Source organism: Nocardioidaceae bacterium, from assembly GCA_018672315.1.
Classification (GTDB): Bacteria; Actinomycetota; Actinomycetes; order Propionibacteriales; family Nocardioidaceae; genus TYQ2.
On the sequence record CP076053.1, the window covers coordinates 1,663,188 to 1,687,634 of the forward strand.

19 protein-coding genes are annotated in these 24,447 nt (G+C 68.8%); 3 read left to right on the forward strand and 16 right to left on the reverse strand.

Annotation, left to right across the window (positions count from 1 at the left end; translation table 11 throughout):
* Window positions 1-24: 24 nt before the first annotated feature.
* The 9 genes from KLP28_07845 to KLP28_07885 form a co-directional block, all read right to left on the reverse strand.
* Window positions 25-1,242: a M23 family metallopeptidase gene (locus KLP28_07845; GenBank protein QWC86571.1), complete on the reverse strand. Its 1,218-nt coding sequence runs from the start codon at window positions 1,240-1,242 to the stop codon at window positions 25-27.
* The gene (locus KLP28_07850; protein ID QWC86572.1) at window positions 1,239-2,225 is read right to left on the reverse strand and encodes a hypothetical protein; all 987 of its coding nucleotides are present in this window, start codon (window positions 2,223-2,225) and stop codon (window positions 1,239-1,241) included. The genes KLP28_07845 and KLP28_07850 overlap by 4 nt, the downstream gene beginning before the upstream one ends.
* Window positions 2,222-3,130 (reverse strand): DUF4913 domain-containing protein, encoded by a 909-nt coding sequence (locus KLP28_07855; GenBank protein QWC86573.1) that lies wholly within the window; start codon window positions 3,128-3,130, stop codon window positions 2,222-2,224. The genes KLP28_07850 and KLP28_07855 overlap by 4 nt, the downstream gene beginning before the upstream one ends.
* Window positions 3,127-4,920 (reverse strand): type IV secretory system conjugative DNA transfer family protein, encoded by a 1,794-nt coding sequence (locus KLP28_07860; GenBank protein ID QWC86574.1) that lies wholly within the window; start codon window positions 4,918-4,920, stop codon window positions 3,127-3,129. The genes KLP28_07855 and KLP28_07860 overlap by 4 nt, the downstream gene beginning before the upstream one ends.
* A complete protein-coding gene (locus tag KLP28_07865; GenBank protein ID QWC86877.1) occupies window positions 4,917-6,191 on the reverse strand; it encodes an ATP-binding protein in 1,275 nt (424 codons plus the stop codon). Before KLP28_07865 ends, KLP28_07860 begins: the two co-directional genes overlap by 4 nt.
* Before the next feature lie 230 nt (window positions 6,192-6,421).
* Entirely contained in the window at window positions 6,422-7,894 is a 1,473-nt protein-coding gene (locus tag KLP28_07870) for a PrgI family protein (GenBank protein QWC86575.1), read from the reverse strand.
* Window positions 7,894-9,327 (reverse strand): type IV secretion system protein, encoded by a 1,434-nt coding sequence (locus tag KLP28_07875; protein ID QWC86576.1) that lies wholly within the window; start codon window positions 9,325-9,327, stop codon window positions 7,894-7,896. Before KLP28_07875 ends, KLP28_07870 begins: the two co-directional genes overlap by 1 nt.
* 3 nt (window positions 9,328-9,330) lie before the next feature.
* The gene (locus KLP28_07880; GenBank protein QWC86577.1) at window positions 9,331-9,618 is read right to left on the reverse strand and encodes a hypothetical protein; all 288 of its coding nucleotides are present in this window, start codon (window positions 9,616-9,618) and stop codon (window positions 9,331-9,333) included.
* 227 nt (window positions 9,619-9,845) lie between these two features.
* Complete coding sequence (locus KLP28_07885) at window positions 9,846-10,145, reverse strand: hypothetical protein (GenBank protein ID QWC86578.1); 300 nt, start codon at window positions 10,143-10,145, stop codon at window positions 9,846-9,848.
* Window positions 10,146-10,621: 476 nt separating this feature from the next.
* Between KLP28_07885 and KLP28_07890 the strand changes: the two genes are divergently transcribed.
* Complete coding sequence (locus tag KLP28_07890) at window positions 10,622-11,995, forward strand: IS1380 family transposase (GenBank protein ID QWC86579.1); 1,374 nt, start codon at window positions 10,622-10,624, stop codon at window positions 11,993-11,995.
* A 557-nt stretch (window positions 11,996-12,552) separates the two neighbouring features.
* Here KLP28_07890 and KLP28_07895 read toward each other — a convergent pair.
* The 5 genes from KLP28_07895 to KLP28_07915 all read right to left on the reverse strand — a co-directional run bounded on the left by KLP28_07895 (window position 12,553) and on the right by KLP28_07915 (window position 18,439).
* Window positions 12,553-15,153, reverse strand: a complete 2,601-nt coding sequence (locus KLP28_07895; GenBank protein QWC86580.1) for an AAA family ATPase — start codon at window positions 15,151-15,153, stop codon at window positions 12,553-12,555.
* 315 nt (window positions 15,154-15,468) lie between these two features.
* Window positions 15,469-16,425 carry a hypothetical protein gene (locus KLP28_07900; protein ID QWC86581.1) on the reverse strand — a complete coding sequence of 319 codons (957 nt, stop codon included), beginning with the start codon at window positions 16,423-16,425 and terminating at the stop codon, window positions 15,469-15,471.
* Window positions 16,426-16,592: 167 nt separating this feature from the next.
* Entirely contained in the window at window positions 16,593-17,840 is a 1,248-nt protein-coding gene (locus KLP28_07905; GenBank protein QWC86582.1) for an IS256 family transposase, read from the reverse strand.
* A 123-nt stretch (window positions 17,841-17,963) separates the two neighbouring features.
* Complete coding sequence (locus tag KLP28_07910; protein QWC86583.1) at window positions 17,964-18,158, reverse strand: hypothetical protein; 195 nt, start codon at window positions 18,156-18,158, stop codon at window positions 17,964-17,966.
* A complete protein-coding gene (locus KLP28_07915) occupies window positions 18,155-18,439 on the reverse strand; it encodes a hypothetical protein (GenBank protein ID QWC86584.1) in 285 nt (94 codons plus the stop codon). Before KLP28_07915 ends, KLP28_07910 begins: the two co-directional genes overlap by 4 nt.
* A gap of 127 nt (window positions 18,440-18,566) precedes the next feature.
* Here KLP28_07915 and KLP28_07920 point away from each other — a divergent pair, with 127 nt between their 5' ends.
* Entirely contained in the window at window positions 18,567-19,166 is a 600-nt protein-coding gene (locus tag KLP28_07920) for an NUDIX hydrolase (GenBank protein QWC86585.1), read from the forward strand.
* Between the two features lie 5 nt (window positions 19,167-19,171).
* On the opposite strand, the gene KLP28_07925 is transcribed toward KLP28_07920, so the two are convergent.
* Both KLP28_07925 and KLP28_07930 read right to left on the reverse strand, forming a co-directional pair.
* Complete coding sequence (locus tag KLP28_07925; GenBank protein ID QWC86586.1) at window positions 19,172-20,293, reverse strand: helix-turn-helix domain-containing protein; 1,122 nt, start codon at window positions 20,291-20,293, stop codon at window positions 19,172-19,174.
* 161 nt (window positions 20,294-20,454) lie between these two features.
* The gene (locus KLP28_07930) at window positions 20,455-23,484 is read right to left on the reverse strand and encodes a relaxase domain-containing protein (GenBank protein ID QWC86587.1); all 3,030 of its coding nucleotides are present in this window, start codon (window positions 23,482-23,484) and stop codon (window positions 20,455-20,457) included.
* Between the two features lie 157 nt (window positions 23,485-23,641).
* On the opposite strand from KLP28_07930, the gene KLP28_07935 reads away from it, so the two are divergent.
* Entirely contained in the window at window positions 23,642-24,178 is a 537-nt protein-coding gene (locus tag KLP28_07935) for a DDE-type integrase/transposase/recombinase (GenBank protein ID QWC86588.1), read from the forward strand.
* The last annotated feature ends 269 nt before the right edge of the window (window positions 24,179-24,447 follow it).

Consider the following 24,447-nt stretch of genomic DNA (forward strand, 5'->3'; position numbering starts at 1 on the left):
GCGCGGAAGGCCGCGGGCTGTCGGCTAGTTGCGGACAGGCTGATTCACGAGCCACGGCGAAGGGTCGATGGGGTCTTCGTAAATGCTGCCGCCGTCGGGGTGGACCTCGAAGTGAAGGTGGCAGCCGGTGGAGTTGCCTAGGTCGCCGACTTCGCCTATCTGTTGTCCGGCGGCGACGGCCTGGCCGTCGTGCACGCGGACGTCGCTCATGTGGGCGTACCAGGTGGTGAGCTGGCCGGGTGCGGTGGCGACTTTCACGAGCCATGGCCCCGACCAGGACTGGGTGGTGTCGATCTCGATGACGCCAGCGTGAGCGGCGAGGACGGGGGTGCCGCAAGCGGCGGAGAGGTCGGTGCCGGTGTGGGTGTTGGCCCAGCGTGCGCTGGTGCCGCCGAAGTTGTGCTGGTCGACGTACGCGGTGCCAGCGGGCAGCGGGAAAGCGCGAGGTCCAGTGATGGCGGCGACGGTAGTGATGGCGGGTTCGCAAGCCGCTGCTGACGCGAAGGATGCGTTCGACATGCCGGGGGTGCCGCGCCGCGTCTCGGCGAGGAGCTGTCGTGCGAGGGCTTCGTCGTCGGCGTACGCATCGGGATACGCGGAGACTTGCACGGCCTGGGCGGCGGCGGTGACCGGCATCTGCTCCCAGGCCGGCACCTCGATAAGAGATCGGTAGAAGATACGTGCAGAGATGGCGGGATCCATCAGCTCTCTCATCGATCCCCAGTAGGGCCACTGCTGCTGGAAGACCCCGAGAGAGCCGTGGTCGGTCCCGACGGCTTCATGCGGGAGGCGCAGGGAGGCGGCGATCCCGTCCCGGAAGTAGGTGAGGTCGCCGCCGAGCCCGTCGTTGGCGTAGTTGAGGAAGCGCGACTCCTGGCTGGCGGTGGCCAGCGCGATGACGATCGCTTTATCCGGCAGATGGAGGCGCTCGCCCTCTGCGATGATCGTGCTCGCGTTCGCCCGCTGCGCCGGCGTGAGGTCGGCCAGGTTCGCTGCTCCGCCGGAGGTCGCCGCGCCGCCAGATCCTCCGTCCGCGTCAGCAGCGCTGAGGCACGCCGCGCTGCGGGAGCTGGGCCCGATGATCAGGACGAAGAGGATGGCGAAGAAAGGCGTGCCGAGGACCATCGCGAGAACCACCACAATCCTGAGCAGGATCCCGCCGGTCTCGTCGACCCAGCGTCCCTCCCGGCTCCGCAGCTCACGGATCCTGGCCGGATTCCATCGGAGCACCGCCGCGATCATTCGGTCAGTCCGAGGCGTGCACGGATCATCCGCCGCTGCTGAGGCCACAGCGAGTTCAGTCGTGCGTAGGCGTGACTCGTGGCCGACGTCCCGGGGTCGGTGGAGAGTCGGTCGAGCTCGTCGGAGGTGGCGAGGACGGCGGCCTGGACCGACTGGTCGAGCACGCGGCGCGCGGTGGTGACGGTGTCGCCGACGAGCGGTGGGAGGGGTGCTCGGTCGGTGAGGGTTTCGCAGATGGGGCCGGCGATGCCGACGCGGGCTGCTCGCCAGGCCAGGGTGAGTCGGTCGATGGGGTTGCGGGCGTGGTGGAGCGCGGTGAGTTCGCCGTAAAGCAGTCCGGCTTCGTTGTCGTCGAAGTCGGAGGTGCGGAGCCATCCGATGATGTCGTTGAGTGCGCGTGGCTGCTGCACGAGGTCGAGGATCAGGTCGCGTTCGGCTTCGTGGTGCTCGCTGCGGTGGGGGCGCAGCAGCCGAGGGAGGTCGTGCTCTGGCAGGGGCGGGCTGACCGACAGCGAGCTGTTGGCGGCGGCCACGCGGGTGTGGAGGTGCTCGACGCCGCGACGGAGCTGGTCGACGGTGGCGAAGACGCGGTTGAGCTGGTCGGTCTCGGTGGCGTTTTCCCCGACTTGCCGCAGTCGGATGGCGCTGTCGGCGACGTGCCGGCGGATGGAGAGCTCGAGGACCATGCGTCCGTACGTGGCGGCTCGGGTCGGTTCGGGCGCCCAGGTCATGACGTCGGTGAGCCAGGCAGCGTCGGCACGCTGGGTGCCGCGGATGAGGGTCTCGCGGAGTTCGGCGTCGACGGCCACTGGCGTCGGGGTCTGCCCGCGTCCGTACAGGTCGCGGATCGCGGCGTACGCCTGCTGCTCGGGTGCGCCGAAGAAGTCCTCGACTTCGAGCCACTCGCGGACGTCGTCGTAGCAGCTCGGGTTGGTGAGGATCGATCCGATCACGGCGCGCTCGGCGGCCTGTCGGACGCTCACGTCGTCTCACCATTTCTGGGGGCGTCTGCGTCATCGGGCCCGTCGTTCAGCGTCTGGTTGCGGGCGCGTTCCTGTGCGGCGACGGCTTCGTCGGCGAGAGCGAGCCTGCGGCGTACCTGGTGCAGGTAGGCGACGGTCTCGGGCTCCTCGATGAGGGTCCAGGCGTGGTCGAGCGGGGCGTAGAAGTCCTCGTCGACGGCGACCGGTGACCCCGGCAGGCCGCCGAGGGAGGTGGCGCGTCCGGTGGCGAGCAGCTGGCGCATGGTGGCGTGGTCCATCGAGGTCTCCTGACGTGACGCGACGGTGATAGAGGGGTGGCTGTCTCCGAGTACCGATCCGGCTTCCGATTCGGCTGTCTGAGCGCGGTTGCCGGGTGTGGCGGCGGCGAAGGCGTCGGCGTCGTCGACGGCGGAGTCGCCGTACTGGCCCGCGACGAGGGGCCGGTGGCTGGTCTCGCAGGCGACGTTCCACCCGCCGGTGCCGATGCGGCGCAGGAACTCGGGTAGCCAGCGGCCGTGCCAGTCGGCGCCGGCCGAGAGCGGTGCGTCTCTCTCGGTGTACGCCTCGCGCCAGGCCAGCCATAGGGCGGTGATCTCTTCGACGAGCTCGGGGTGGCGCCACCAGCACGGCGGGACCTTCCGGGCGAGCGGGTAGCGGCCTCGGAGCCATCCGACCCAGGTGCCGAGCTGCTGCCACAGGTGGTCTGCGTCGTGTGGGGCGAGCTGCGCCCAGACGATGGGCCGGCGCAGCACGGACCCAGGCGGCGGTTTGTCGACGAGCTCCGCGAGTGCCTCGGCCATAGCTGCGATCTGCTGGTCGTGCAGGGCGGCGATCTCGGCAAGGCCCGGGATCGAATCGGCGTCGAGGAGCTCCCCGGTCTCGGGGTGGACGAGGTCGATCGTCATGCCGCCTCCCCAGGTCTGCGCGGCGTGCTGATGGCGGTGGACGACGGCTTTTGGTCAAGTGGTCGTACGAGTGAGCGGAGTCGGCGGTCCCGGAACCACATGCGCAGGGTGACGCGGGTGCCGGGGAGGTTCTCGTACACCAGTACGGCGTGGCCGGCGGGCAGCTGCTGGAGCAGGTGGACCGGTGCGAGGGCTTCGCGGTGGTCGGTCTCGGAGCTGGAGCGACGGCCGTCGGGTCCGGTCTGGCGGCTGACGGCCCCGACGGTGGTGTGGCCGAGGAGGTCGGAGAAGTACCGCAGGGTGTCGATGTCGCCGACACCTGGGAGCAGCAGCCGCATCTTGGCGTTGGACAACACGGTGCGGGCGACGTCGCGGCCGCCGTACAGGTGCTCGATCTGGGCGATGTCGTGGTAGGCGAGCAGCAGCTGGACGCCGTTCCCGCGGGCGGTGGTGAGCAGGTGGGGGAGTCGCGGGTAGCGGAACACGTTTCCGGCCTCGTCCAGGGCGAGCAGCAGGCGCGGGTTGACGGGGCCGCCGGTGTGCGCGGCGCGGGTCTCGGCCTCGTGGACGATCGCAGAGAGCAGGGCGGTGAAGTACGGGGTGAAGCGCTCGACCTCGGACTGCGGGGTGACCAGGAGCAGCATCGCGGGCTCGGGGCCGAGGAGGTCGGCGGGGGTGAGGTCGCTTCGACTGCAGGCCTGGCGCACGCCGGGTCGGTTGTAGGTGTCGGCGAGCCCGAAAGCCGTGAACATGACCGAACCCTTGCCTTCCTCGTGGATCCGCCAGGTGGAGCGGTACTCACGCAGCGCTTCGTCGTGGCCGGCTTGCTCGAGGATCTCGCCGACCTCGGCGGAGGCGAGCTCGCCGTCGTAGGCCCACTCGACGAACCCGCTGATCCCGCGGCCGGAGACGTTCGCGGCGAGCAAGAGTCCCTTGAGGTACTTGCGGGCCTGGGCGTTCCACGGTCGGGCGCGGACGTCGCCGGTCATGCCGGAGGCGTCGACCATCCAGCCGGCCATACGGTCGGCGGTCTCGGGGTCCTCTGCGTAGTCGACCGGTGACCAGCCTGCGGTAGGGACACCGGGTGCCCCGCCGGGCGCGATGACCCAGGTACGACGGCCAGCGTGGGCGGCGAGCACCGCGGTGAGGTCCTGGGGCTTGGCGGTCGTCATGACCACCGACCCCGCCCACTCGATCGTATTGGGCAGGATCAGCCCGGCGGTCTTACCCGACCCATTGGGGCCGAACGCGACGGCGGAGATGCAGTCCTCGGCGGCCAGCAGCCGCTTGGTCGTCCGGCTGCGTCCGGCGACGAGCCGGAACGGCCGATCTGCCGGGTCCCGAGGGACGGTGAGGCGCTTCTCGTCCTTGGCAGTAGCCCACGCGGCAGCCTCGGCCTCGCCGCAAGATCGGCCGCCCGAATGACCAGCGGTGAAGCGGCCACGGAGCAGGCTGACGCCCCACACGCCCACGGCGAGCAGGGACACCAGGACAAGCAGCAGGCCGGCCGTGGCCCAGGTGGCGGGCGGGGTGACGTCGTACGCCGCCCGCCACGCGCCGTCGAGGGACCCGGTCGTGGCGAGCCCACCGAGGTACTCAGCGAGGTGCTCACTGCTTGCGGTGGCTCGGCCACCGCCAGTGAGGCTGTGCGCTGCCAGGGCTGCGGCGTAAGCGGCCGCGCCGCCGACCAGCACGAGACCGCCCAGCGCGAGCAGGATGCCGGTGACGCTCTCGCGGGGGTCCAGGCTGAGCGGCGATGTCGCCGGCCCGGCCGCACGGGGAGACGTCATCGCATCCGGCTGTCGGTGTCGATGAGGGCGGCTTCGTGCGGGCCGAGGACGTGGTCGACGACGAACGACCGACGTCCGACCTTCCACAGTCCCCGGCCGACGGGGAAGCCGTTGAGGAGGTGGGCCTCGACGTCGGTGAGCCCGAGGGAGGACGCGGTGACACCGACCTGGTCGGACTCCTGGGCGTACACGATGCGGGTGGAGCAGTCGGCCAGCAGACCTCGTGCGAGAGCGACGGCCTCAGACCCGGCGTCCCCGACCGCACCGAGGTCGCTGAGCCGGTGGACGACAGCCATGTTCGAGATGCCCCACGCACGGGAGAGCTTCCAGTGCGACTGCATCCGCCGCACCAGCGCCGGGATCCGCATCATCCGCCAGGCCTCGTCGTAGACGACGAGACGGTGCCCGGAGTTCGGATCGGTCAGTGCCGTCTCCATCCAGGCCGATGCGCATGACATCAGCAGCGCGATCGCGGTGTCGTCACCGCTCAATCGGGAGGTGTCGACGACCTGGCAAGGAGCGTCGAAGTCCAGCGGGTGGGTGGTGGGGCCGTCGAAGAGGCCCGCGAGGTCGCCGACCACCAGGCGACGGAGCTCGAGGGTGGCGTCGCGGGACTGCGTCGCCAGGTCCGAGGCAGTCATACCGATCAGCGACGCCATCTCCTCGGTCGGTCGCATGAGGACCTCGACGACGTCGGGCAGGATCGGAACGGCCTGACGACCGGGCGAGGCGTGGGCGCGCGTCGTCTCATCGAGAGCGAGCACGAGGGCGTTGCGCTCGACCGGTCGGAGCCGGCGTTCGAGCCCGGTCTCGCTGAGTGCCTGCAGCAGCCCGATGCGGCGAGCGCGGATCTCGGCAACCCAGCCCTCGTCGTCGAGGTCGCTGGGACGGCGTCCGGCGTCCAACGGATTGATCCGAGAGGCGAGCCCGCGTCCAAGGGTCAGCGGCTCGACCCCGAGCGCCCGTGCGACCGGCGCCCATTCGCCCTTGGGGTCCGCGGACACGTAGATGCCGACCCCGAACGCGGCCAGCCGGTACGCCAGCGTCTTGGCGAGCGAGGACTTCCCGCGTCCGAGGACGCCGGCGAGCAGGATGTTGGGGTTGGAGAGCACCTGCCGGGCGTAGAGGTGCCACGGGTCGAACACGAACGACGTGCCGGAGCCGACCTCGCGGCCGACGTACGCGCCCTCGCTGCCGAGCCCTGACTCCACGACGAACGGGTACGCCGCCTGCAGGTTCGCCGTGGTGCCTCGGTGGAACGGCAGCCGCATCGGCAGCAGCGGATCCGCGCCGTGACGTCGACGCTGCCGCTTCGCCGGCGGGCCGAGCTTCGGGATCTCGACGGTGCCGGGCGCGTCCGCGGTCATGTCGCGGCGGCGGGCGATCCGGCTTCGGCGCGTACGCCGCGGGGTGAGCGCCTCCAGCTCGCGACGCGCGGCTGACTCGGTCGGGCTGGGCCTCGTGATGATGCGGGTCGGGCGGGTGGTCAGCTGCGGCGTGCTCATCTGACACCTCGGGTCAGCGGTAGGGCTGCTGCGGCGAAGGCCTGGTCCTGTTCGCCGTAGACGCGGCGGACCTCGAGGACGCTGCGGACTGCGGCCTGCTCGACCTGGGCGCAGGCGTCCTCGAGCTCGTTCTCGGTGGTGGCGGAGACGGTGACGTAGCCGGTGAAGCGGTACTCGATGTGCCCCGCGACGAGCTCACGCTCGCGTCGCAGCAGCGCGGCGTGGGCTTCGTCGTCCAGCGCGCTGTCGACCTGCCCGAGACGCTCGCGTTGCGCGTCCTCGGTGAGCTTCTGGACCTTGGCGTTGCGCACCTCGCGGAAGGACTGCGACGGCGGGACGGGCTCGGCGGTGAGCGAGACGGTGCGGCGTACGCCGCCGAGGACCAGCAGCGGGTAGAGCCAGGCGGCCTCGACCTGCATCCGCGGCCACGAGGCCACCCAATAAGTCGCGTGGAAGCCGGAGTCGGTGCGGTAGTGCGTGAACGCCGCGTGCGCCGCCATCGGGCCGGCGGCAGCGAGGTCGACGCCCGCGCCACGACGCTTGTCGATGGCGGTGAGCGCCATCGGGTCATACTGCGTGCGGACCAGGCGCGCGAGGTCCTCGCTGTTGAGCCAGCCCAGGACCTCGACGTCGCTGCGGCGCAGACCTGCCTCCAGCCAGGACAGCTCGGTGGCCAGGACCGACGCCATGCCCTCGGGTCCGCCGCCCGCTGCGCGGAGCGCGCGACGGCAGCGGCGTTCATCCACCGCGACGGCAACGAAGGTCTCGTGCCGGGTGGCGGCGGGGCCGGCACCGTCGATGAGCAGCCGGTAGGACTCGGCGGCCGGGCTGCCGGTCTGCCCGTGACGTTGCCACCAGTCCTCGAGACCGCGGCCGGAGTCCGGGATGGTGCGGGTGAGCCACTGCACCGACGCGATGCGCGAGCCTTCCTGACCGAGCTGCGCCAGGAGCGACCCCCACGCTGAGACCCGCTCGTGCTGGGTCGCGCGGTCGGCCAGCGGGTACGCCGGCGCAGCGACCTGCACGACACCGACCCAGCGGTTGCCCTGCCGGATGACCGCGATCTCGCGGTGCTGGATGGTGAACGCCCGAACCTGCATCGGACCGGCAGCTCCGGGAAGCGCCAGGCGCTTGCCGCCATCGGGGGAGTGCAGCGCCCACGGGCCGCCGAGATAGGAGGCCTCACCGGTGAACCGGCCGAATAGGTAGTTGCCGATCGGTCGAACCCAGTCGACCATCGGCCGGCTCTGCACCGGGAGGAACGCCACCGCGAGCGTCAGCAGAGCGATGGCGGCAGCGAGCGGGAAAGGGACGAGCGTGCCGAGCAGCCCGAGCAGGAGGACGCCTCCGCCGAGTGCGACGAGAAGGAGCTGGGGCAGTCGCATTCCCAGCAGGAGCGCTCGCCGGTCACGGGGTCCGAAGATGTACGTCGGCTCGTTGGCGGCTGCTGCCTCGGTCGTGGTCGACATCAGTTCTCCTTCGTGGGGCCGGGAGCGGGTGCGGTCGGACCATCGGTCTGGCGCATCGAGCTGTCAGGGCTGCTCGCAGGTCCTGTTGTTGCGCCACTTCCTGCCGTCGCGGCCGACGCGGTACTGCGCACGGCGCGGGAGACGTTCGCCTTCGCTGCGCCGTTCTTCTGCTTCACGGCGCCGGCCGCCATGACCGCGGCGCCGGCGACGGGGACTGCCGCCGACGCGGCGGCGCCGGCCCCGGCACCGGCCGCGCCGGCGGACGACGATCCGGCTGCGCCCGAGCCGGCGGCCCGCGCTGCACCGGCGTTGGTGGCGCCTGCCGCGCGGGGTCCCGCAGCGCCGGTACCGGCAGAGCTGCCGGCGGTTCCACCGCCGAGCGTGGTGGCCTTCGAGGTCCGGGCGGTGCTGGCGTAGTCGGCGGCCATCCTCTGCCGCGGTGCGCCGGCGACGTGACCGGCCGCTGCGACTTTGGCCATCGTCGGCTGGGCACCGGACCGGAGGGTGGCGACCATGTCGCCGGCGACGTGGGAGTCCGCGGCGAAGTGCACCAGTCGCAGCATCACCAGCGGCGCTAAGCATGCGCCGCACAGCAGGACGACGACGCCGACGAAGTCCGACAGGGACTGGTTGCCTCGGAGCAGCAGCGACATCCCGATGCCGAAGACCATGTAGATGACGGACTTGGCGAAGACCAGCGCGACGAGGACCTCGGTCGCCTTGCGGGACCAGCTGCGGGTCGGCGCCCACAGCCAGCCGGCGATGAGGATGGGCGCGAACGCGACGACGACGAGGATCGCCATCTTGCGGAGCAGCAGCACGACCCACAGCACGATGCCGGCGACGAGGGCGGCTGCCATCAAGATGAGCATCAGGGCGTTGGCGGCGAGACCGCCGGCGGTGTCGCCCATGACGTCGAACTTGTCGGTGAGGTCGCCCATCTGCTCGCCGAAGTCGGCGCCGGTCGTGGCGACGATGCCATGCGCGAGCCAGTCGTCGAGTGAGACGAGCAGCTGGGCGAAGATGACGTACACGACGCTGCCGATGCAGGCCACGATCAGCCCGACCGTAGCGCGGGTGACCGCCCGGAGGTCGTGATGCACGGCCGAGACGAGCAGCGCGATGATGTAGATGATGGCGATGAGCGGCACCGCCAGCTGGGCGAATCCGTAGTAGGTGTCGCGGTAGACCGGGTCGCCAAGCGGCACGCGCGTCGACTCGTCGACGATCTTGGTGATCTGACCGAACAGGGCGACCAGGCCGGTCACCATCCAGGACGTGATCGCCGAGAAGCCGCTGTCGGCGACCTGCTGGCCGCCCTGACAGACCAGGTTCCACCAGTCGCAGTCCAGGCCCTCCGCGCGCGGCTCGACGGCCACGGCAGGGACTGACGTCGACGTGGCGGGCAGCAGGTCTGCAGGGGAGGGGCGCACGAGTCAGACCTGCTGGCCCAGGCTGTTGAAGAAGTTGATCAGCGCCGGCGCGGCACCGATCAGCAACGCAGTGATGCCAGCGACGACGACGCCGGTCTTCCCGCGGCCGGCAGCGTGGTAGTTGCCGCTGTTGGCACCCAGCGCCCACACCAGCGCGCTGATCAGAAGCGCGGCGAGCGAGGCGAACAGCGCCCAGCCGGCGAGCCCGTCGATCAGCTGCTGGATGACGCGGCCGCCGGGGAGCTTGCTCGGGTCGGGGTTGGTCGTGATGAGCGGGAGGATCCGGTGCATGGTTGCTCCTGGGTGAGGGAGGAGCCGCACCGTGTACGACGCCTCGGGGCCGGTGTCGTGCCCGACCCGGACATCGAGGCCGAGGCACAGCCCTCACCCAACGTGGAGCCTGTCGCTCGCAGAAGGTGTCTTCTGTTGTGCTGGTGTGGCGCAACCCGTCGGCGGCGCACGCGACAAGGCCGGCACCTCCGCCGGTCGCTGCCGGCGCTTTTGACCAGTGGCTCTGCTCAGCCGGCGAGGATCGCTACAAGCATCAGAACGACGAACAGCGCCATGATCGCGAGGCCGATCAGGCGGAGCCGGCGGCGCAGACCGCGCCGGCGCCGGATGGTCACGGTTGTCGAGCGGCCCTCGGCACGTCCGGCGGCCAGGCCTTCGGCGTACGCATCAGCACGTGCGGCTGCGATCGCCTGCTCGTGTTCCTCGACCCAGACGAAGTCGCCTTCAATCTCGCGCATCGGGTCGTCGGCGTCGACCATCACGACACGACGAGGCCGGCCATCCCTGTCCAGCTTCTTGTCGGTCATGGCAACTCCTCCGAACTTCAGGAAAGCACGCGGCATGCACGACGGGCTAGAGGCCGAGCGACCAGCCGGTGGGAAATTCGTCTTCAGGCCGGCCTGTCGAGTCCGATCCCGAGTCGAGAGCAGAAGAGGACACACCTCTTGCAGATGCTCTGCACCAGCGCGTGATGCCGAGTCGTCACCAACTCGTTGCGCACGGGCGGGCTCTCTGTCCCGGCGAACGACGCGGACGGGTCATACGGTGAGCTGCTCAAGAACAGCGGCAAGGTTCCACGGCCGAGAGGGCCGGCGTCCCAGTCAAGGTTCAGCTATCGGGATGCTTCGCAGACGCCTTGGACGTCGTCGAGCAGGGCCTGAGCCCTGATCCACCGATGTCGAGTGGTGGCGTGAGCGTGGCGTAGAACGAGAATGCCCTCCTGAGCAGGGAGGATCTGGATTGCGACGTCCGATCCGAACCACTCAAGAGGGGCACCTCGTAAGTGAAACCTTCTCACACGATCCGGCCTGTGTTCGATGACCCGAACCTGGTGTCGGCAGCCGGTCTGGTCCCGGCGCTGCGGCTGGCCGAGTCGGCCGGGCTCTACGACCTTCTCGACGACCTGACGGTGGCCTCGCCGAACGCTGCTGCGAAGACCGCGTCGGTGGTCGGCGGGATGCTCGCCGGTGCGGATTCCATCGATGACCTCGACCTGTTGCGCCACGGTGGGATGGGCCGACTGTTCGCCGGGGTCCGGGCACCGTCGACGCTGGGCACGTTCCTGCGCTCGTTCACCCACGGGCACGTGCAGCAGCTCGACAAGATCAACGCCGGGCTGCTGGCCGGACTCGCGACCCGGGTGCCCGGCCTGCTCGCCGGTTCGGACGCGGACGGGATTGCGTTCGTTGATGTCGACGACACCGTCCGCGAGGTCCACGGCTACGCCAAGCAGGGAGCGGCGTTCGGGTACACCGGCCAGCGCGGTCTCAACGTCCAGCTGGCGGCGATCTCGACTCCGACCGCAGCACCAGTCATCGCCCGCGCCCGGCTCCGCAAGGGCAACACCGCTTCCGCGAGGGGCGCCGGCAGGTTGTTGGCCCAGGTGATCACGACCGCCCGCGCCGCTGGCGTGACCGGTCGGATCCTGGCGCGTGCGGACTCCGCCTACTACGGGCACGCGTTCGTCGGCACCGCCCTGCGGCACAAGACGTGGTTCTCGGTGACCGCGCGGATGACGCCGAGCGTGACCGCGGCGATCACCAGCATCGACGCAGGTGCCTGGAAGCCGATCGAGTACCCCAACGCGGTCTACGACGAGGACGAGCAACGCTGGGTCAGCGACGCCGAGGTCGCCGAAGTTCCCTTCGTGGCGTTCACCGGCCGCCGCAAGCGCGAGCACGTCCGGTGTCGTCTGGTCGTGCGCCGGGTCAAGCGACTCCAGCCCCTGGCATCGGACGGGACCGAGCAGGGCGAGCTGTTCGCGACCTACCGCCACCACGCCTTCATCACCAACAGCACACTTTCGACCGTCGAGGCTGATCAACGTCATCGTGACCACGCGCTGGTCGAGCAGGTCATCGCCGAGCTCAAGGATGGTCCGCTCGCGCACCTGCCGTCGGGGAAGTACGCGGCCAACGCCGCCTGGGTCTCCCATGCCGTGATCGCGTTCAACATCGCCCGCGCTACCGCGGTCGCTGCCTCGATGCGCACCGCCCGCTGGGCAACCCTGCGCACCCGGATCATCAACATCCCCGGCCGGATCGCGACCACCGGCCGGCGCCTCGTCCTGCACCTTCCCACCCACTGGCCGTGGGCATCGCGCTGGAAACTGTTGTGGTCGACCGCGTCCGGGCCACCAGCCCTTGTCACGACCTGACCACCCAGCCAGAGACGGCGCGACCGAGGACCTCGAAGTGGAAAAGCCGGCACCGACCGGCAGATCAGCCACGCCCCGAGACCAAGCGACGCGAAGGCTCCACCGGAATCACCGACCACAAATCAACGGTGGTGGATCCGGGCTGAGCGAGCGCGCGTCCCGCGCGACGATCCCTGTGTGCGCGCGTCCCGCGCGACGATCCCTGAGCGGCACCTTCCGGCACCTTGACAACGTGAACGAACACGGCAACCTCTTGCGCGACAAGCAGAAGAGCAAGAGCCTGGTCGAGCTCCTCGAACGGCTCAGCGGGCCGGTCCCGAGGAGACACACCGGGCTGCGCTCGAGGGTGGGTTCCAGAGCTTGCTCTAAACCTGCTCATCGAGCGGGCCAACTCCGACGGTTCGTGAAGGTGCACGCGCCGCACTCGCCGAACTGGGATTTGAACTGGCGCACAGTTATCGATCTGAAGGTAGCTGAAACCGAGTAGCACAGCTTGTCGCTGAGCACCGCCCGCACCTGATCTCGGAGGGGAACTCCCCGTACGGCGGTACCCGGCACTACGGCGTGATGTAGGCGGCCCGCGCCGCCTTGGCCTTCTCCCAGTCCGCCTGAAGCTCCGAAACAGTCGGCTTCGTGCTCATCTTCTCAGCGGCGTGCGAGTGACCGGTCATCCGGTCGCACGCCCTCGCGAAGAGTGGCTCGATAACCGCGGTCGCGGCGTCGAGTCGACTGGCGTCGATCTTCGACAGCTTGGTCATCATGATGTTGTGTCGATAGCGCTGGGTGACGCTCTGGAGCAGTTCCTGTTCCACGAATGCCTCGCACCAGGCACGTAGCAGGTCGTATGCCTCCTTGATCAGCGCGTCCTGCACGACCGGCTCGGCTTTCGGCATCTCCTGCAGCTTCACGTTGATGCGGCTCGCCAGATCGGCCGGCGTATCGAGCTGTGGCTCGACGTTGGGCGCGAGGATGCCCTTCTGGTCGCCGCCGTCGCGAACCTCGTAGATCTTCACGCGTAGTTTCTTCTTCTGCCGGTTGGAGATCAGCGCCGAGGCGAACATGATGTTGTGCGTCAGCACGATCACCTGATGTGTCTCGGCGAGGTGCTGGATGCGTGCCGCGACCTCGTCGAGGCGTCGGTAGTCCAGACTGGTCACCGGGTCGTCGAACACCAGTGGAGCCCGGGTGCCGCGCATGCGGCTCTCCGCCAGGAAGTCAGCCAGCGCCAGTACTTTCTGCTCACCCTCTGACAAGACGGCTGAGGGACGGTAGTTCGCGACGACCTTCTTGCGCTGCGCTTTGCCGCTCCTGCCCTGGAAGTGCAGCGCAACCCTCGGGGCGTTGAGTCGCTCGCACTCCTCGGCGAAGAGCGTCTCGAAGTTCTTGTTGACCAGGTCTTCGCTTGCCAGCTTGGACTGGATGGTCAGTTGCTTGGTTGCACCGCTGGAGATGGCGCGCGACAGCTTCTCCAACTGCTGTGCCCGCTTCGCTCGACGGACGTACTCCCGCGCGGTTGCCAGGTTCTTCTTGAGCTCTATGCGGGCGGTAAGCTCGGCGAGCTCCTTCTGCTTGGTCGCGAGTGCGGCCGCCGAGTTCTCCTTGTCGGTGGCGAGTTGTTCGGCACGTGTTTTCGCGGCACCAAGCGCAGCGTCGACCTCCGAGGCGGCGCTGGCGGCATCCGCCGCCACGCTGGTTACCGACAGCGCTTGACCCTTGGCCGTCTCCGTCCTCACGGTGGCCGCGTCAACCAAGGCCTTCGCCACCGCGGTCGACCACTCGGGAGCCTCGTCTTCGTGCGCGAGGTCGGTGACGTACTCCTTGGCTCGACTCAACTCAGCCTCGTCCAGCACCAGGCGTGCCGCGGTGAGAATGGTCTGCGCTGTCGTGAGCTGCTGCACAAGCGTCTCGTCGAGGAATGTGCGGTAGCGAGTTAGCAGGTCGATCGCGGTCGGTGATAGCGGCTGCATGCAGTACAGGCAGGCGTCGCCGTCCTGTGGGTACTCGTCGTGACCCAGATGCTGCCGATATGTGTCGCCTGCTGCAACGAATCGCTGCCACTCCTCGTCCGGCTGCCCCGGCAGCTCGTCCTCGCTGAAAAGCTGCTCGCGCGCTTCGGCGCGCCGCTGCTCAGCCTCGGCGACAGCCGCAACGGCGGCGTCGTATCGACCGGCGTCGAAGCTCTTGATCATGGACAGGAGCCCGCTGAGGCGCCGCAGTTCGCGTTCGGCCTGCTGGGCGTTTGTGACAAGCGCGTCGAGTGCGTTCGCGCGCAGCGCATGGACCTCACCGGTCAGCCGCTCGTGGATGGATTCGGCATCGCTGTCGACGGCTGCGGCCGCTTCGAGCTCGCCGAGGTCGGTCGCCGCGCCGAGGGTCTCGATCAGGGGGTAGACCTTAGTCTCGCGAGCGAATCTCCCGAGCAGCGGATTGGAGCCGCCAGCCAGGCTGCTGACCTCCGAAGCGATGCGTTGCTGGAGATCCTGTAGTCCGGCGGCAACGTGGCCGAAGAGCGCAAGTTCGGCGGGCGTGTAGACGTAGCCAAGATCGGTGTCGACGTGAAGCTGCACGGCGTCCGCGTCGAACACACTGATCCTGGTGAACGGCGTTAGACCGGCTTCGTTGTTCCATCGCGCCGTGCGCTCCTCGGCGCCCACCCGGTACTTAATGTCTGCCGACGGTTGAGGTGGTGGATCGAAATGCGCCGTGTGGGCGTTCGGCAAGATGTCTTCGGGTGAGCGCACGGCCGAAAGCCGCTTGATGATGCGTGCGTAGCCAGTCTTGCCCGACCCGTTCTGGCCGAACAGGATCGTCAAGCTCTGGTCGAACTCGAGTTCCTGATCGCTCGCCAAAGCGTTGACGCTCTGAACGTTGCCGAGGCTGGCGAGTTCGAGCGTCTCGTCCTTCGTGTCTTCGACTTCCTGAACCTCGAGCTTTGGCACGCTCGCCAGTTCCTCGTCCGAGAGTCCCTTCTCGGAGAGGAACACCGCGTAGACCGAGTCGATCAGGTCGGCGGTGGGTGCCTGTCGGGACAGGATCGTCTCCGCCGTCAGCTTTCGCACCCAGGCGTCTTGGCCGTTCGCCCAGTCCACGAGAAGGCGGCGTGGCGTAGCCTCGCCGAGGTTGACAACACCATCGCCGACGGTCATATCGGGCTCCATCAAGCTGAGATTGATACATAGACGGCCGCACGGAAGGCGACCGCACTCAGCATCCTGCCTGACGGCACCGACACAGTTGATGTTCGATGTCACATCGGCCGACGTGAGCTGGTTGCGCTTGCCAGGCCGAAGTTGGATTCCGTAGTGGTCAGGCTCCGCGTGACGATCCTGTTCGGAGCGCGTCCCGCGCGACGATCCCTTTGCGGGACGCAGTGGTTGCGAGACGCAGTGTGAGAGCCGAAGCGTGACCGCCAGGTTGAGGGGAGTAGAGGCTCTTCAGGGTGACGGGCAACGACGAACCTGGGAGTCGATGGCTCACCGTCCGAGCGAACGCATGGGTGCCCCCGGGAGCGTCCGCATCAGTTTCGCGAGTCGGGTGCGTTGGGTCGCCGGCATGGCGTCGCCGCAGCTATCGAGGGCTAGGAATGGCGGCCGGGGAGTGACGGATTCCTGTGTCTGCCGGGTGGCGCCCACGAGTCCCTCGTGCGCTATCGCGAGGACTCGCTGCGCGACGGCGCGGTCCAGTTGAGCGAGTGTGTGCGGCGTTGTATCGGCGCTCGCAGGTTCGAGCCGGCCGCTGCGTCGCACGAGTAGCGTGATCTCGCGTTGCTGCAGGATGGTCTTCTGGCCGCGGTCGGGCATATGGTCGCGAAGTTTTACGCAGCTGCGGTGAAGGTCCGCGTACGCATGGGCTCGCCCGCGGAATCGCACGGCGATTTCCTCGTCACCCATAGCGTCGGCTCCTCGTGCGTACGCGAGGGACAGTTGCGCCTGGCCGACGGCGACGGTGCGGAGCGCGCGTAAGCCGGCGCGTGTGTGGGCTCCGGTCACGCCTGGCATCGACGGGTCCCCATGCAGGGCGGCAGCGAGGGAGATGAGGGCTCCGGGTAGGTCCGCCGAGGTTCGGACAATGCGTATCGCAGCGTTGCCTGCGGTCTGCGCCCCGACGCTAGGCGCGATCGTGTCCGCTGCAGGATTGCGACCCCAGGCATCGGCGAGGCCTGCGACGTCGAGCAGGGAGAGTTGCCGACCGATTCGGGCGTTGCCGGACAGCCGCGGAAGGATCTCTTGAGCGCCCAAACGGTCATCCAGGCTGCACATCGCTGCGGTCGTCATCGCGAGGTCGCCGAGAAGATGCCAGGCGGCTGACTTGTCGTCCTCCCACGGCTTCGACTCCGCGCGCTGCAGTGCAGCCGTGGCGAGGGTGAGGGCCCGGGCAGCGTGACGCCAGGCGCCGACTATGGGCGGATCCTGCGGCCGCAGCCGAAGCACCTCGGAGGGCCACCCTTCACCGTCTGTGGGAGTCGGAAGAGCCGCGAGGGTTGTCGCGACGTGTGACAGTGGGCGGCTTGCGACGCCGATAGTGGTGATCTGCCGTCGACGAGGTTGGTCAAGTCCCAGGTAGTGGTGTAGCGCTGCGTTCTCCTTCACCGGGTGGTTCAGGCGGTCAGTGAGGGCAGGTCGTCGCCTCCGATCTGGGCGTCGGTGTCGAGGACGGTGGTGAGTCTGCAGCGGGTGAGGACCTCGAGGCCGAGGTAGCGGCGGCCTTCGGCCCACTCATCGGTCTGCTCAGCCAGGACGGCGCCGACGAGCCGGACGATGGCTTCGCGGTTGGGGAAGATCCCCACGGCGTCGGTCCGGCGGCGGATCTCTCGGTTGAGCCGCTCGGCGGGGTTGTTGGACCAGATCTGGGACCACACGTCCTTCGGGAACGTGGTGAACGCCAGGATGTCGGCGCGGGCGCCGTCGAGGTGGTCGTGCACCGCGGGCAACCGCTGGTCGACGTAGTCGATGAGGCGGTCGAACTGCGCGTGCACCGAGTCGGCGTCGGGCTGGTCGTAGACCGAGTGGAGCATCGCCTTCACCGCCGGCCACATCGCCTTCGGCGTCACAGCCATCAGGTTCGCGGCGTAGTGCGTCCTGCAGCGCTGCCACACCGCGCCGGGCAGGTTCGCTGCGACCGCGTCGACGAGGCCGGCGTGGGCGTCGGAGGTGACGAGCCCGACCCCAGCCAGGCCGCGGGCGACCAGGTCGGCGAAGAACTCGTTCCAGGCGGCCCCGGTCTCGCTGGTCGCGACGCGCATGCCGAGGACCTCGCGGTGCCCGTCGCCGTTCACGCCGGTCGCGACGAGCACGACGGCGTTGACCACGCGGCCGCCCTCGCGGACCTTCATCGTCAGGGCGTCGGCGGCGACGAAGGTGAACGGCCCGGCCCCGTCGAGGGGTCGGTGGCGGAACTCCTCGACGTGCTGGTCGAGCTCGACCGCCATCCGGGAGACCTGGGACTTCGAGAGCGAGTCGATGCCGAGCTGCTTGACGAGCTTGTCCATCCGGCGGGTCGAGACGCCGGCGAGGTAGCAGTCCGCCACGACGGTGATGAGCGCTGACTCTGCGCGCTTTCGGCGCTCGAGGAGCCATTCGGGAAAGTAGGTGCCCTTGCGGAGCTTGGGCACGGCGACGTCGACGGTGCCGACGCGGGTGTCCAGCGGCCGGTGCCGGTAGCCGTTGCGCTGAGACGTGCGACCAGCGCTGGGGCGGCCATACTCGGCGCCGACCACGGCGTCGGCGTCGGCAGAGAGCAGTGCGTTGATCATCGTCTGCAGCAGCTGCCGCAACAGGTCAGGGCTCGCCTCGCCCAGGGCTTCTTCGAGGAGGCCTGCAGGGTCGACAATGTGTGGAGCGGTCATCGTGGGGTCCGTTCGAGAGAGCTGTGAGAGGTGAACTCGAAGGATCACGTGGTGGCCGCGTCCTCGTCCGGCCCCATGCCGGTGACGATCTGGGCGACCTCGCGCTACACCACTATCGGGGACTCAACTACGAGGTTCGAGGTCGACGCGTCGGCGCGCGCCGAGAAGCGCTGCGCGATCGCGAAGCGTCAGGATGATCTGGTTCCGGGCCTGCAGCACCGGCGTGATGCTCTCCGGCTGGAGCGTTGAACGCTGCGTGACCAGATGTTGCAGGGCGAGAGCGGCGAACTCCTGATACGGCCCGTACGACTCGGTCACGACGACGCTGCTCCCTGGAGGAACAGCAGGGCCCGCATCCAGCGTGATCGTGTGGCTGCGTCGATGGTCTCGGCGAGCAGGTGCTCAGCGGCTTCGGAGGCGCGATCGAGAGCGTCTTCGATCGGCATGCGCGCCACCGATACCGGTGGGACGTCGAGCTCGCGGCCTTCGACGAGCTCGTTGTACGCCTCCATCACCAGGAGCTGCCGGAACAGCGGCATCTCGTCAGCCTCGATAACGTACGCGCAGTGGTTGACGGCGTCGACCCAAGGGGTGTCCATGACTGCTCCTCTCGTCCCGAGAAGCGTCGGATTTCCGCGTACGCGGCAGAAGCGGTCTCGTGTTGCGTTGCCGCGCGGCTGCGACGGCAACCGGCGCTACCCGTCGATGCGGGTAGCGTCGGACTTCATGGACGACGAGCGCGACGAAGCGCGGCTGGACACGTCAGTTGATGGCTCGGGGGAGGTCTCGCGTCGGTGGGACGCGTTCAGCTCGCGCACCGTCTATGACGGCCCGCCCTGGCTTCGCGTCGAACTCGTCGACGTGCAGACCCCCACCGGTCGACGGTTCGAGCATCACGTCGTGCGGATGCAGCGCGTCGTGGTCTGCGTCCCTCTCAGCGATCCCGGCGACTCAGTGCTGATGATGCGCCGCCACCGCTTCGTCGACGACTCCTGGGGGTGGGAGCTGCCGACCGGCATCGTCGAGGCAGGCGAAGACCCCGCGGCGGCTGCCGTGCGCGAGCTGCGGGAGGAGACCGGCTGGCAGGCCACCGGATGCACCGAGGCTCTCACCTTTCAGCCGATGCTGGGGATCGCCGACAGTCCGCATCAAGTGTTCGTGCTCGACGGCCTCTCCCACGCGGGCGAGCCCACGGATGCCGAGGAAGCGGGCGCGACCCGCTGGGTCGAGGTTGACGAACTCCTCGCGATGGTGAGCGGCGGCGAGATCCGCGACGGCGCGTCGGTCACCGCAGTGCTCTACCTGCTGGCCTCTCGGACTGCCTGAGCCGGCTACATCTTCTCGCGTCGCAGCGTGGCGACCCGGCCGAGCTGCCGGAGCGAGCCGATCTTGTGTGCGCTCGCTTCGGCGTCTCTGAGCTCGATGTCGGCTCGCTCGCGGTCGCCGGTCAGAAGAGCGCACTGGGCGAGGTCGACGCCCAGCGACACGGCCGCTCGGGTGAACGTCTTGTCCATGTCGCTGCGCGCCTGCCGCAGCAGGCTGTCGGCCGCGACGTCGCCCATCATTGCCAGGCTGTGACCGGTCCACCGGTGAAGGTGGACGTCGTTGAAGACCAGGTACGTCGGACGGTCACCGTCGAGGGCGGGGGAGAGCCGCTCGGCGAGCGCGAGTGCGGAGCGCGCCTCGGTAGCCTTGCCGGCGTGCGCGAGCATCTCGCCCACGGCCGAGACGAGCCAGCACCGCAGCGCGCCGCCGACGTCGTTCTTGAACGTCCCCCACACGTCGTGGGCGAGCTGAGCAGCGTCGTCGAGGTAGCCGAGATCGGCGAGCACGTGCGCCATCTCCATGCGTACGAAGGCGTGCAGCTCGCGGTCGCCCGCAGCGCTCGCGGCGCGGTTGGCGGTCTCGTAGAGCCGGTAGGACTGCTGCAGCCCGCCCAGGTCGAGGGCCTGCCAGGCAGCGAGAGCGGCGGCATCGGCGAGCAGGCGTGCGTACGCCGCACGAACGGCGTCGAAGGCGGCGAAGTGGACCAGGTCCTCCAGGTGCGCAACGTGTCCGCGCATCTGCTCGAGGAGTTGTCCGGCGCCGTATTGACGGTCCATGCGTCTGATCGCTTCGGTCTGGCCGGCGAGCAGCGACAGCAGCTCGGGGTCGGGGACGCGCTCCAATGACAGTCGGTTCTTGAGCTCGTCCTCGGCGCCGAGTCGCGTGGTGATTCCGGCGTCGACGAAGCCGAGCTCGACGTCGTCGCGGCCGAGTACTTCGCGCAGCAGGCTGCGGTAGAAGTCGTCGGGCACGGCCCGCCCGTTCTCCCAGCGCGAGACGCGCGACTTCAGCGTCTCCCGTGACGGGAGCTTGGTGCCCTTGCGTGCGCCGGCCTTGGTCAGTTCGGTGATCAGCTGGGTCTGTGACCATCCGTGCTGCAGCCGTGCGTCCTTGATCCGATTCGTCATCTCTCACCTCACCGCCGGCGACCTGCTACCAAGATCACCGCTGACGGCCCGGCCGAGACCGGTTGCGACAACCCACGACAATCAGAAACCCCGCGAATCGTCCTGACAAGAGGGTCACCCCGGTTTGTGAATAGCTCCGACGAAAAGTGCAGGCGGGACGCTCACATGCGCCGGACCGGTCCGGTCGTGGCGTGCGCGAGTGGCGCAGTCCGGCGCCGGACCGGCGGATTCGATGGCGGTTCGTCGTGTGGTCCAGGGGCCGTCTCGGGCCTCTGCGCCTTCGGTAGTAGCGGCGTAGCGGGCTGTTGTGCCGAGGTGTGTGCGAGCACTGCTTCGAGGACGTCCTCGGGGGACGCGGGATCCTGGTCGAGGTGCTCACCCGTGGTGTCGCTAATGGCGACGTAGACGGTGGTGCTGTGCCGGGCTCGGGTGAGGGCGACGTACAGCGCCTCGCGCGTCGTGCGGGTGGAAATCAGGGCGTGGGCAGTGTCAGCGGTGGCGCCCTGCGCGCGGGTGACGGTGGTGGCGTAGCCGAGTTCCACGTCGCGGGCGACGTACGCGGCAGGCAGTCGCGTGCTCGCGCCGGTGCCGGTGTGGCGTACGCCGAGCGAACCGTCGGCGTGCCGGGCGGTGACGGTCCAGTGGTCCCCGTTCTTGACGAAGGCGCCGCGGGTCAGGGAGAGGCGTCGGTCGTTGCGGCGGGTGACCACCACGTCGCCGACGCCAGCCCGGGTATGATCGTGCAGAGCGACTCCGTCAGCGTCGACGTCGCCGGTGGCCACTCGTGTGGCTCGAGCGCGTGAGTTGAGGCGTCGTACGTCGGCGGCGGTGTCGGCGATGAGGAGGCTACGTAGTCCGCGCTCGGTGTCGCGGGTCCAGGCGGTGAAGGCGTCGTGCGTCATGCCGGCGCGGATCCCTCCGTGGACGCGGTCCGCGCGGAGGTAGAAGTCGAGGCCGGCACGGTCACCGTTGCGGATCGCGAGTGTCGCGGCCGCCTCACCCGGGTCGGAGAAGCGGTGCAGGTCGGTAAGCTCGTACGTCGGCGTCTGTTGCGCCAGCAGCGACAGGGCACCTCCCGCCTCAACGGGTGACATCTGCGCCGGGTCCCCGAGCAGACGTACGAGTGCCCCGCGCTCGCGCGCATAGGTGATGAGCCAGTCGAGCATCTTCGTCCCGGCCATCCCGGCTTCGTCAACCAGGACGAGATCGCCTCGGCGCAGCGTGAACCACTCATCTGTGGTTGGCGCACCGTCCGCAGTCGGTTGCTCTTCGAACGTCGACTGGGTCAGGGCGTGGTGGAACTTGTGAAGGTTCTCCGCACGGCAGCCGAGCTCGGCAGACAGGACCTCGGCAGCTGACGCGGTGGGCGCGAGGGGGACGAGTCGCCTGCCTTCGCCTCTCCAGGCGTACGCGAGCGCCCGCATGGCCGTCGTCTTGCCCCCACCCGCCGGGCCGATACCGACGACGAGTCGACGAGGGTCGGAGGCGAACCCGACCGCGAGCGACCGCTGCGAGGCATCGAGCCCACCGCTCTCCGCCTGATCAAAGTCCGTGACCGCCGTCGACGCAGACTGCGGGTCCATCGCGTACGTCGTGGCTGCGGCGGCGTGGTCAAGCAGCCGGCGCTCGGCGTCGAGGATCCAAGGGACGGTCCACCGCCCCGCTCCATGCTGGGTCAGGACGCTGCTGCCATCACGTCGTCGTTGACCAGGATTCAGCGATGTCGTCGCGCTTGGCGTGCTGAGCTGCGCGTCGACGGTTGGAGTGAGCGCAGTGGCGAGGTCGGGGGAGAGGGCGCGATCGACAAGTGCGGTGGTGGCGATCTCACGATCTACGGCGGAAGCGAATCGGTGTGTACGCAACTGCCGTTCCGCCTCGGCGATGACGTTCCATCGGGTCCACGTCGACCGTCGTGCCGAGAGCTCAGACAGAACTCCCTGAGCCAGTTCATTCACGGTTCGGTTCTCAACGGCTGGATCTTTCGTCCGTCCGCTCAGCGGACGGCCGAGGGCCTCAAGCCGTGCAGCACCGACGACTTCGATGGCCTGCGTGCGCCAGTCTTGAATTTTCGCGGCCAGCGCGACGGGTGCCGGCTTGCCCTGCCGGGTCTCCAAGGTCGCCTGCTGAGCGAGGCGGAGGTTCGCCGTGTTGTCTGGGTCCCGGCCGTGCCGCAGGCGGTAGTCGACGGCGAGCTGATCGAGCCGGGTCTCGATCGCCGCTCGGCGTCGCGAGAAGTGCCGGATCAACGCAATGGGCACACCGTCGACCTCGCGGATGACCCGTTTCTGATCGCGACCGCTGCCCGGACGGTCGACGAACTCGACTCCGAGTCGGCGGACGATCTGGTCCTCGATGCGGGTGTTGTATCGCTCCGAGGCGGCGACGGCGGCTGCGTGGAGCGCTCGCGCGTCGAGCGCGAGCCACCTCGGGCATCCGTCGTCTCTGTCCTGCAGTGCGCGGACCTTGTTCGCGATGGCGACGTGTGTGTGGAGGTCGGGATCTCCGGCGCGCGAGTCGAAGTGATCGAACGCAGCGGCGATGAAGCCGCGGGTCTCGATCTGCTGCTCGCCCCGGTCACCGATGCGGGCGAAGGCGGTCTCTCGCTCGAGCCAGGCGAGGGTGTCAGCGACGGCGGCGTGATGCGCCTCTTCAACTTGTTCGCGAATCCACGCAGGCCCCAGGCCCCACAGGACAGATACCGACTTCACCGGCGTGAAGACGAGGTCGTACCCAGCGACCGGCTTGCGCTCCTTACGGCGCTCGGCCTGCTCGATCCGCTGTTGGATCGCGACGCTGGGGGAGTGGCCGAGCTTGGCTGTCAATGAGGCGATACGGGCAGCGACGCGTTCGGCGCGAGGCCCCAGGGGCGTGTACGCCGGGAACACGCGACCCAGCTTGGCGGCCTGAGCGGCTTCGGTAGCGGTGGCGCCAGCGGCTACTTCGAGCGCCACTATCTGCTCGGCATCCGGATGGAGCCCCTTGCCGAACAGGGCTCTCATCTGACGCTCTTCGACGATGCCGTCCACGCCCAGATCGTGCGCGCCAGAACCGATCCATCGCCCTGGCGGATTGCCTGACGCGACGTAGTAGTCCGCCAGAAGCTGGCCAGGAGAGCGGCCGATGTCCGCGGCGGCGACCTGCCGGGTGAGATAGGTGTAGCCGTCGCCTGCGTGAAGTTTGTGAAGGGTCATCACGGCGATTCGCCACCCGTGTCGAGGATCCTGGCCACGACCAACGGTCTCGCCGACGCTTGGCATGGAAAAGTTGCGGTCGGGTGTTCCCGCAGAACTCATTCTGCGATCCCTTGGCAGCGAGCCGAGCAGTCACCTGTACGCGCAGCAGCCGCGTGTGCGAAAGCAGCGCAGCCGTACCCCCGTTGTAAGGCCCCGCCGGCTCAAAGGCATCGGCGGGGTCTGGCAGCTCACCGCGGTCGATGTCGCGACCCGCACCGCGGTCGTGCAGCTGATCGTGGGGGACAAGACCGCAGCCGTCGCGGCGGCGTTCTTGGACCACCTCCGAAGGGCGCTGCGTCAGCACGGCATCGGCCTGGACGGTGTGCTCACCGACAACGGCCCGGAGTTCACCGGCAAGGCGTTCACGACCCGTGCCGCTGAGCTCGGGCTGACACATCACCGGATTCCGCCCCGGTCGCCGAACCACAACTCGGTGTGCGAGAGGTTCCACGGGACCGTGCTCGATGAGTTCTACCGGCCCCAATTCCACCGCGGGCGGGTCGATGACGTCAGGCTGCTGGACCGGTCGCTGCAGGCCTGGCTGGTCGACTACAACACCGCCCGCCCCAACCACGGCGCCTACATGGCAGGAAGGACACCCCTGGAGGTCAAGAAGCACCTCAAGAAGCGGCTGCGCAAGACTGCAGCCTGACCCATCACTCAGACGGTCACAGAGACAGCCACCTGTCATCCGCACCCGTGCGCCGGAAGCCCTAGGACAAGGTCCTAGCTTGAGGATGTACCGCCCCTGCCTTCGCGACACTAAGCAAACGGCTAAGCGCCTGGAAGCGCGGGGTCCACCCTTTAGCGATGACCTCGACATCCTGCCGACAACCGCATCTCGATCGACCGCAGGGTGCGCCATCGGGGGGCTATGGCTTGGACGGCGGCGATGACGCTGCCCGCGATCGGCGTGGGCGC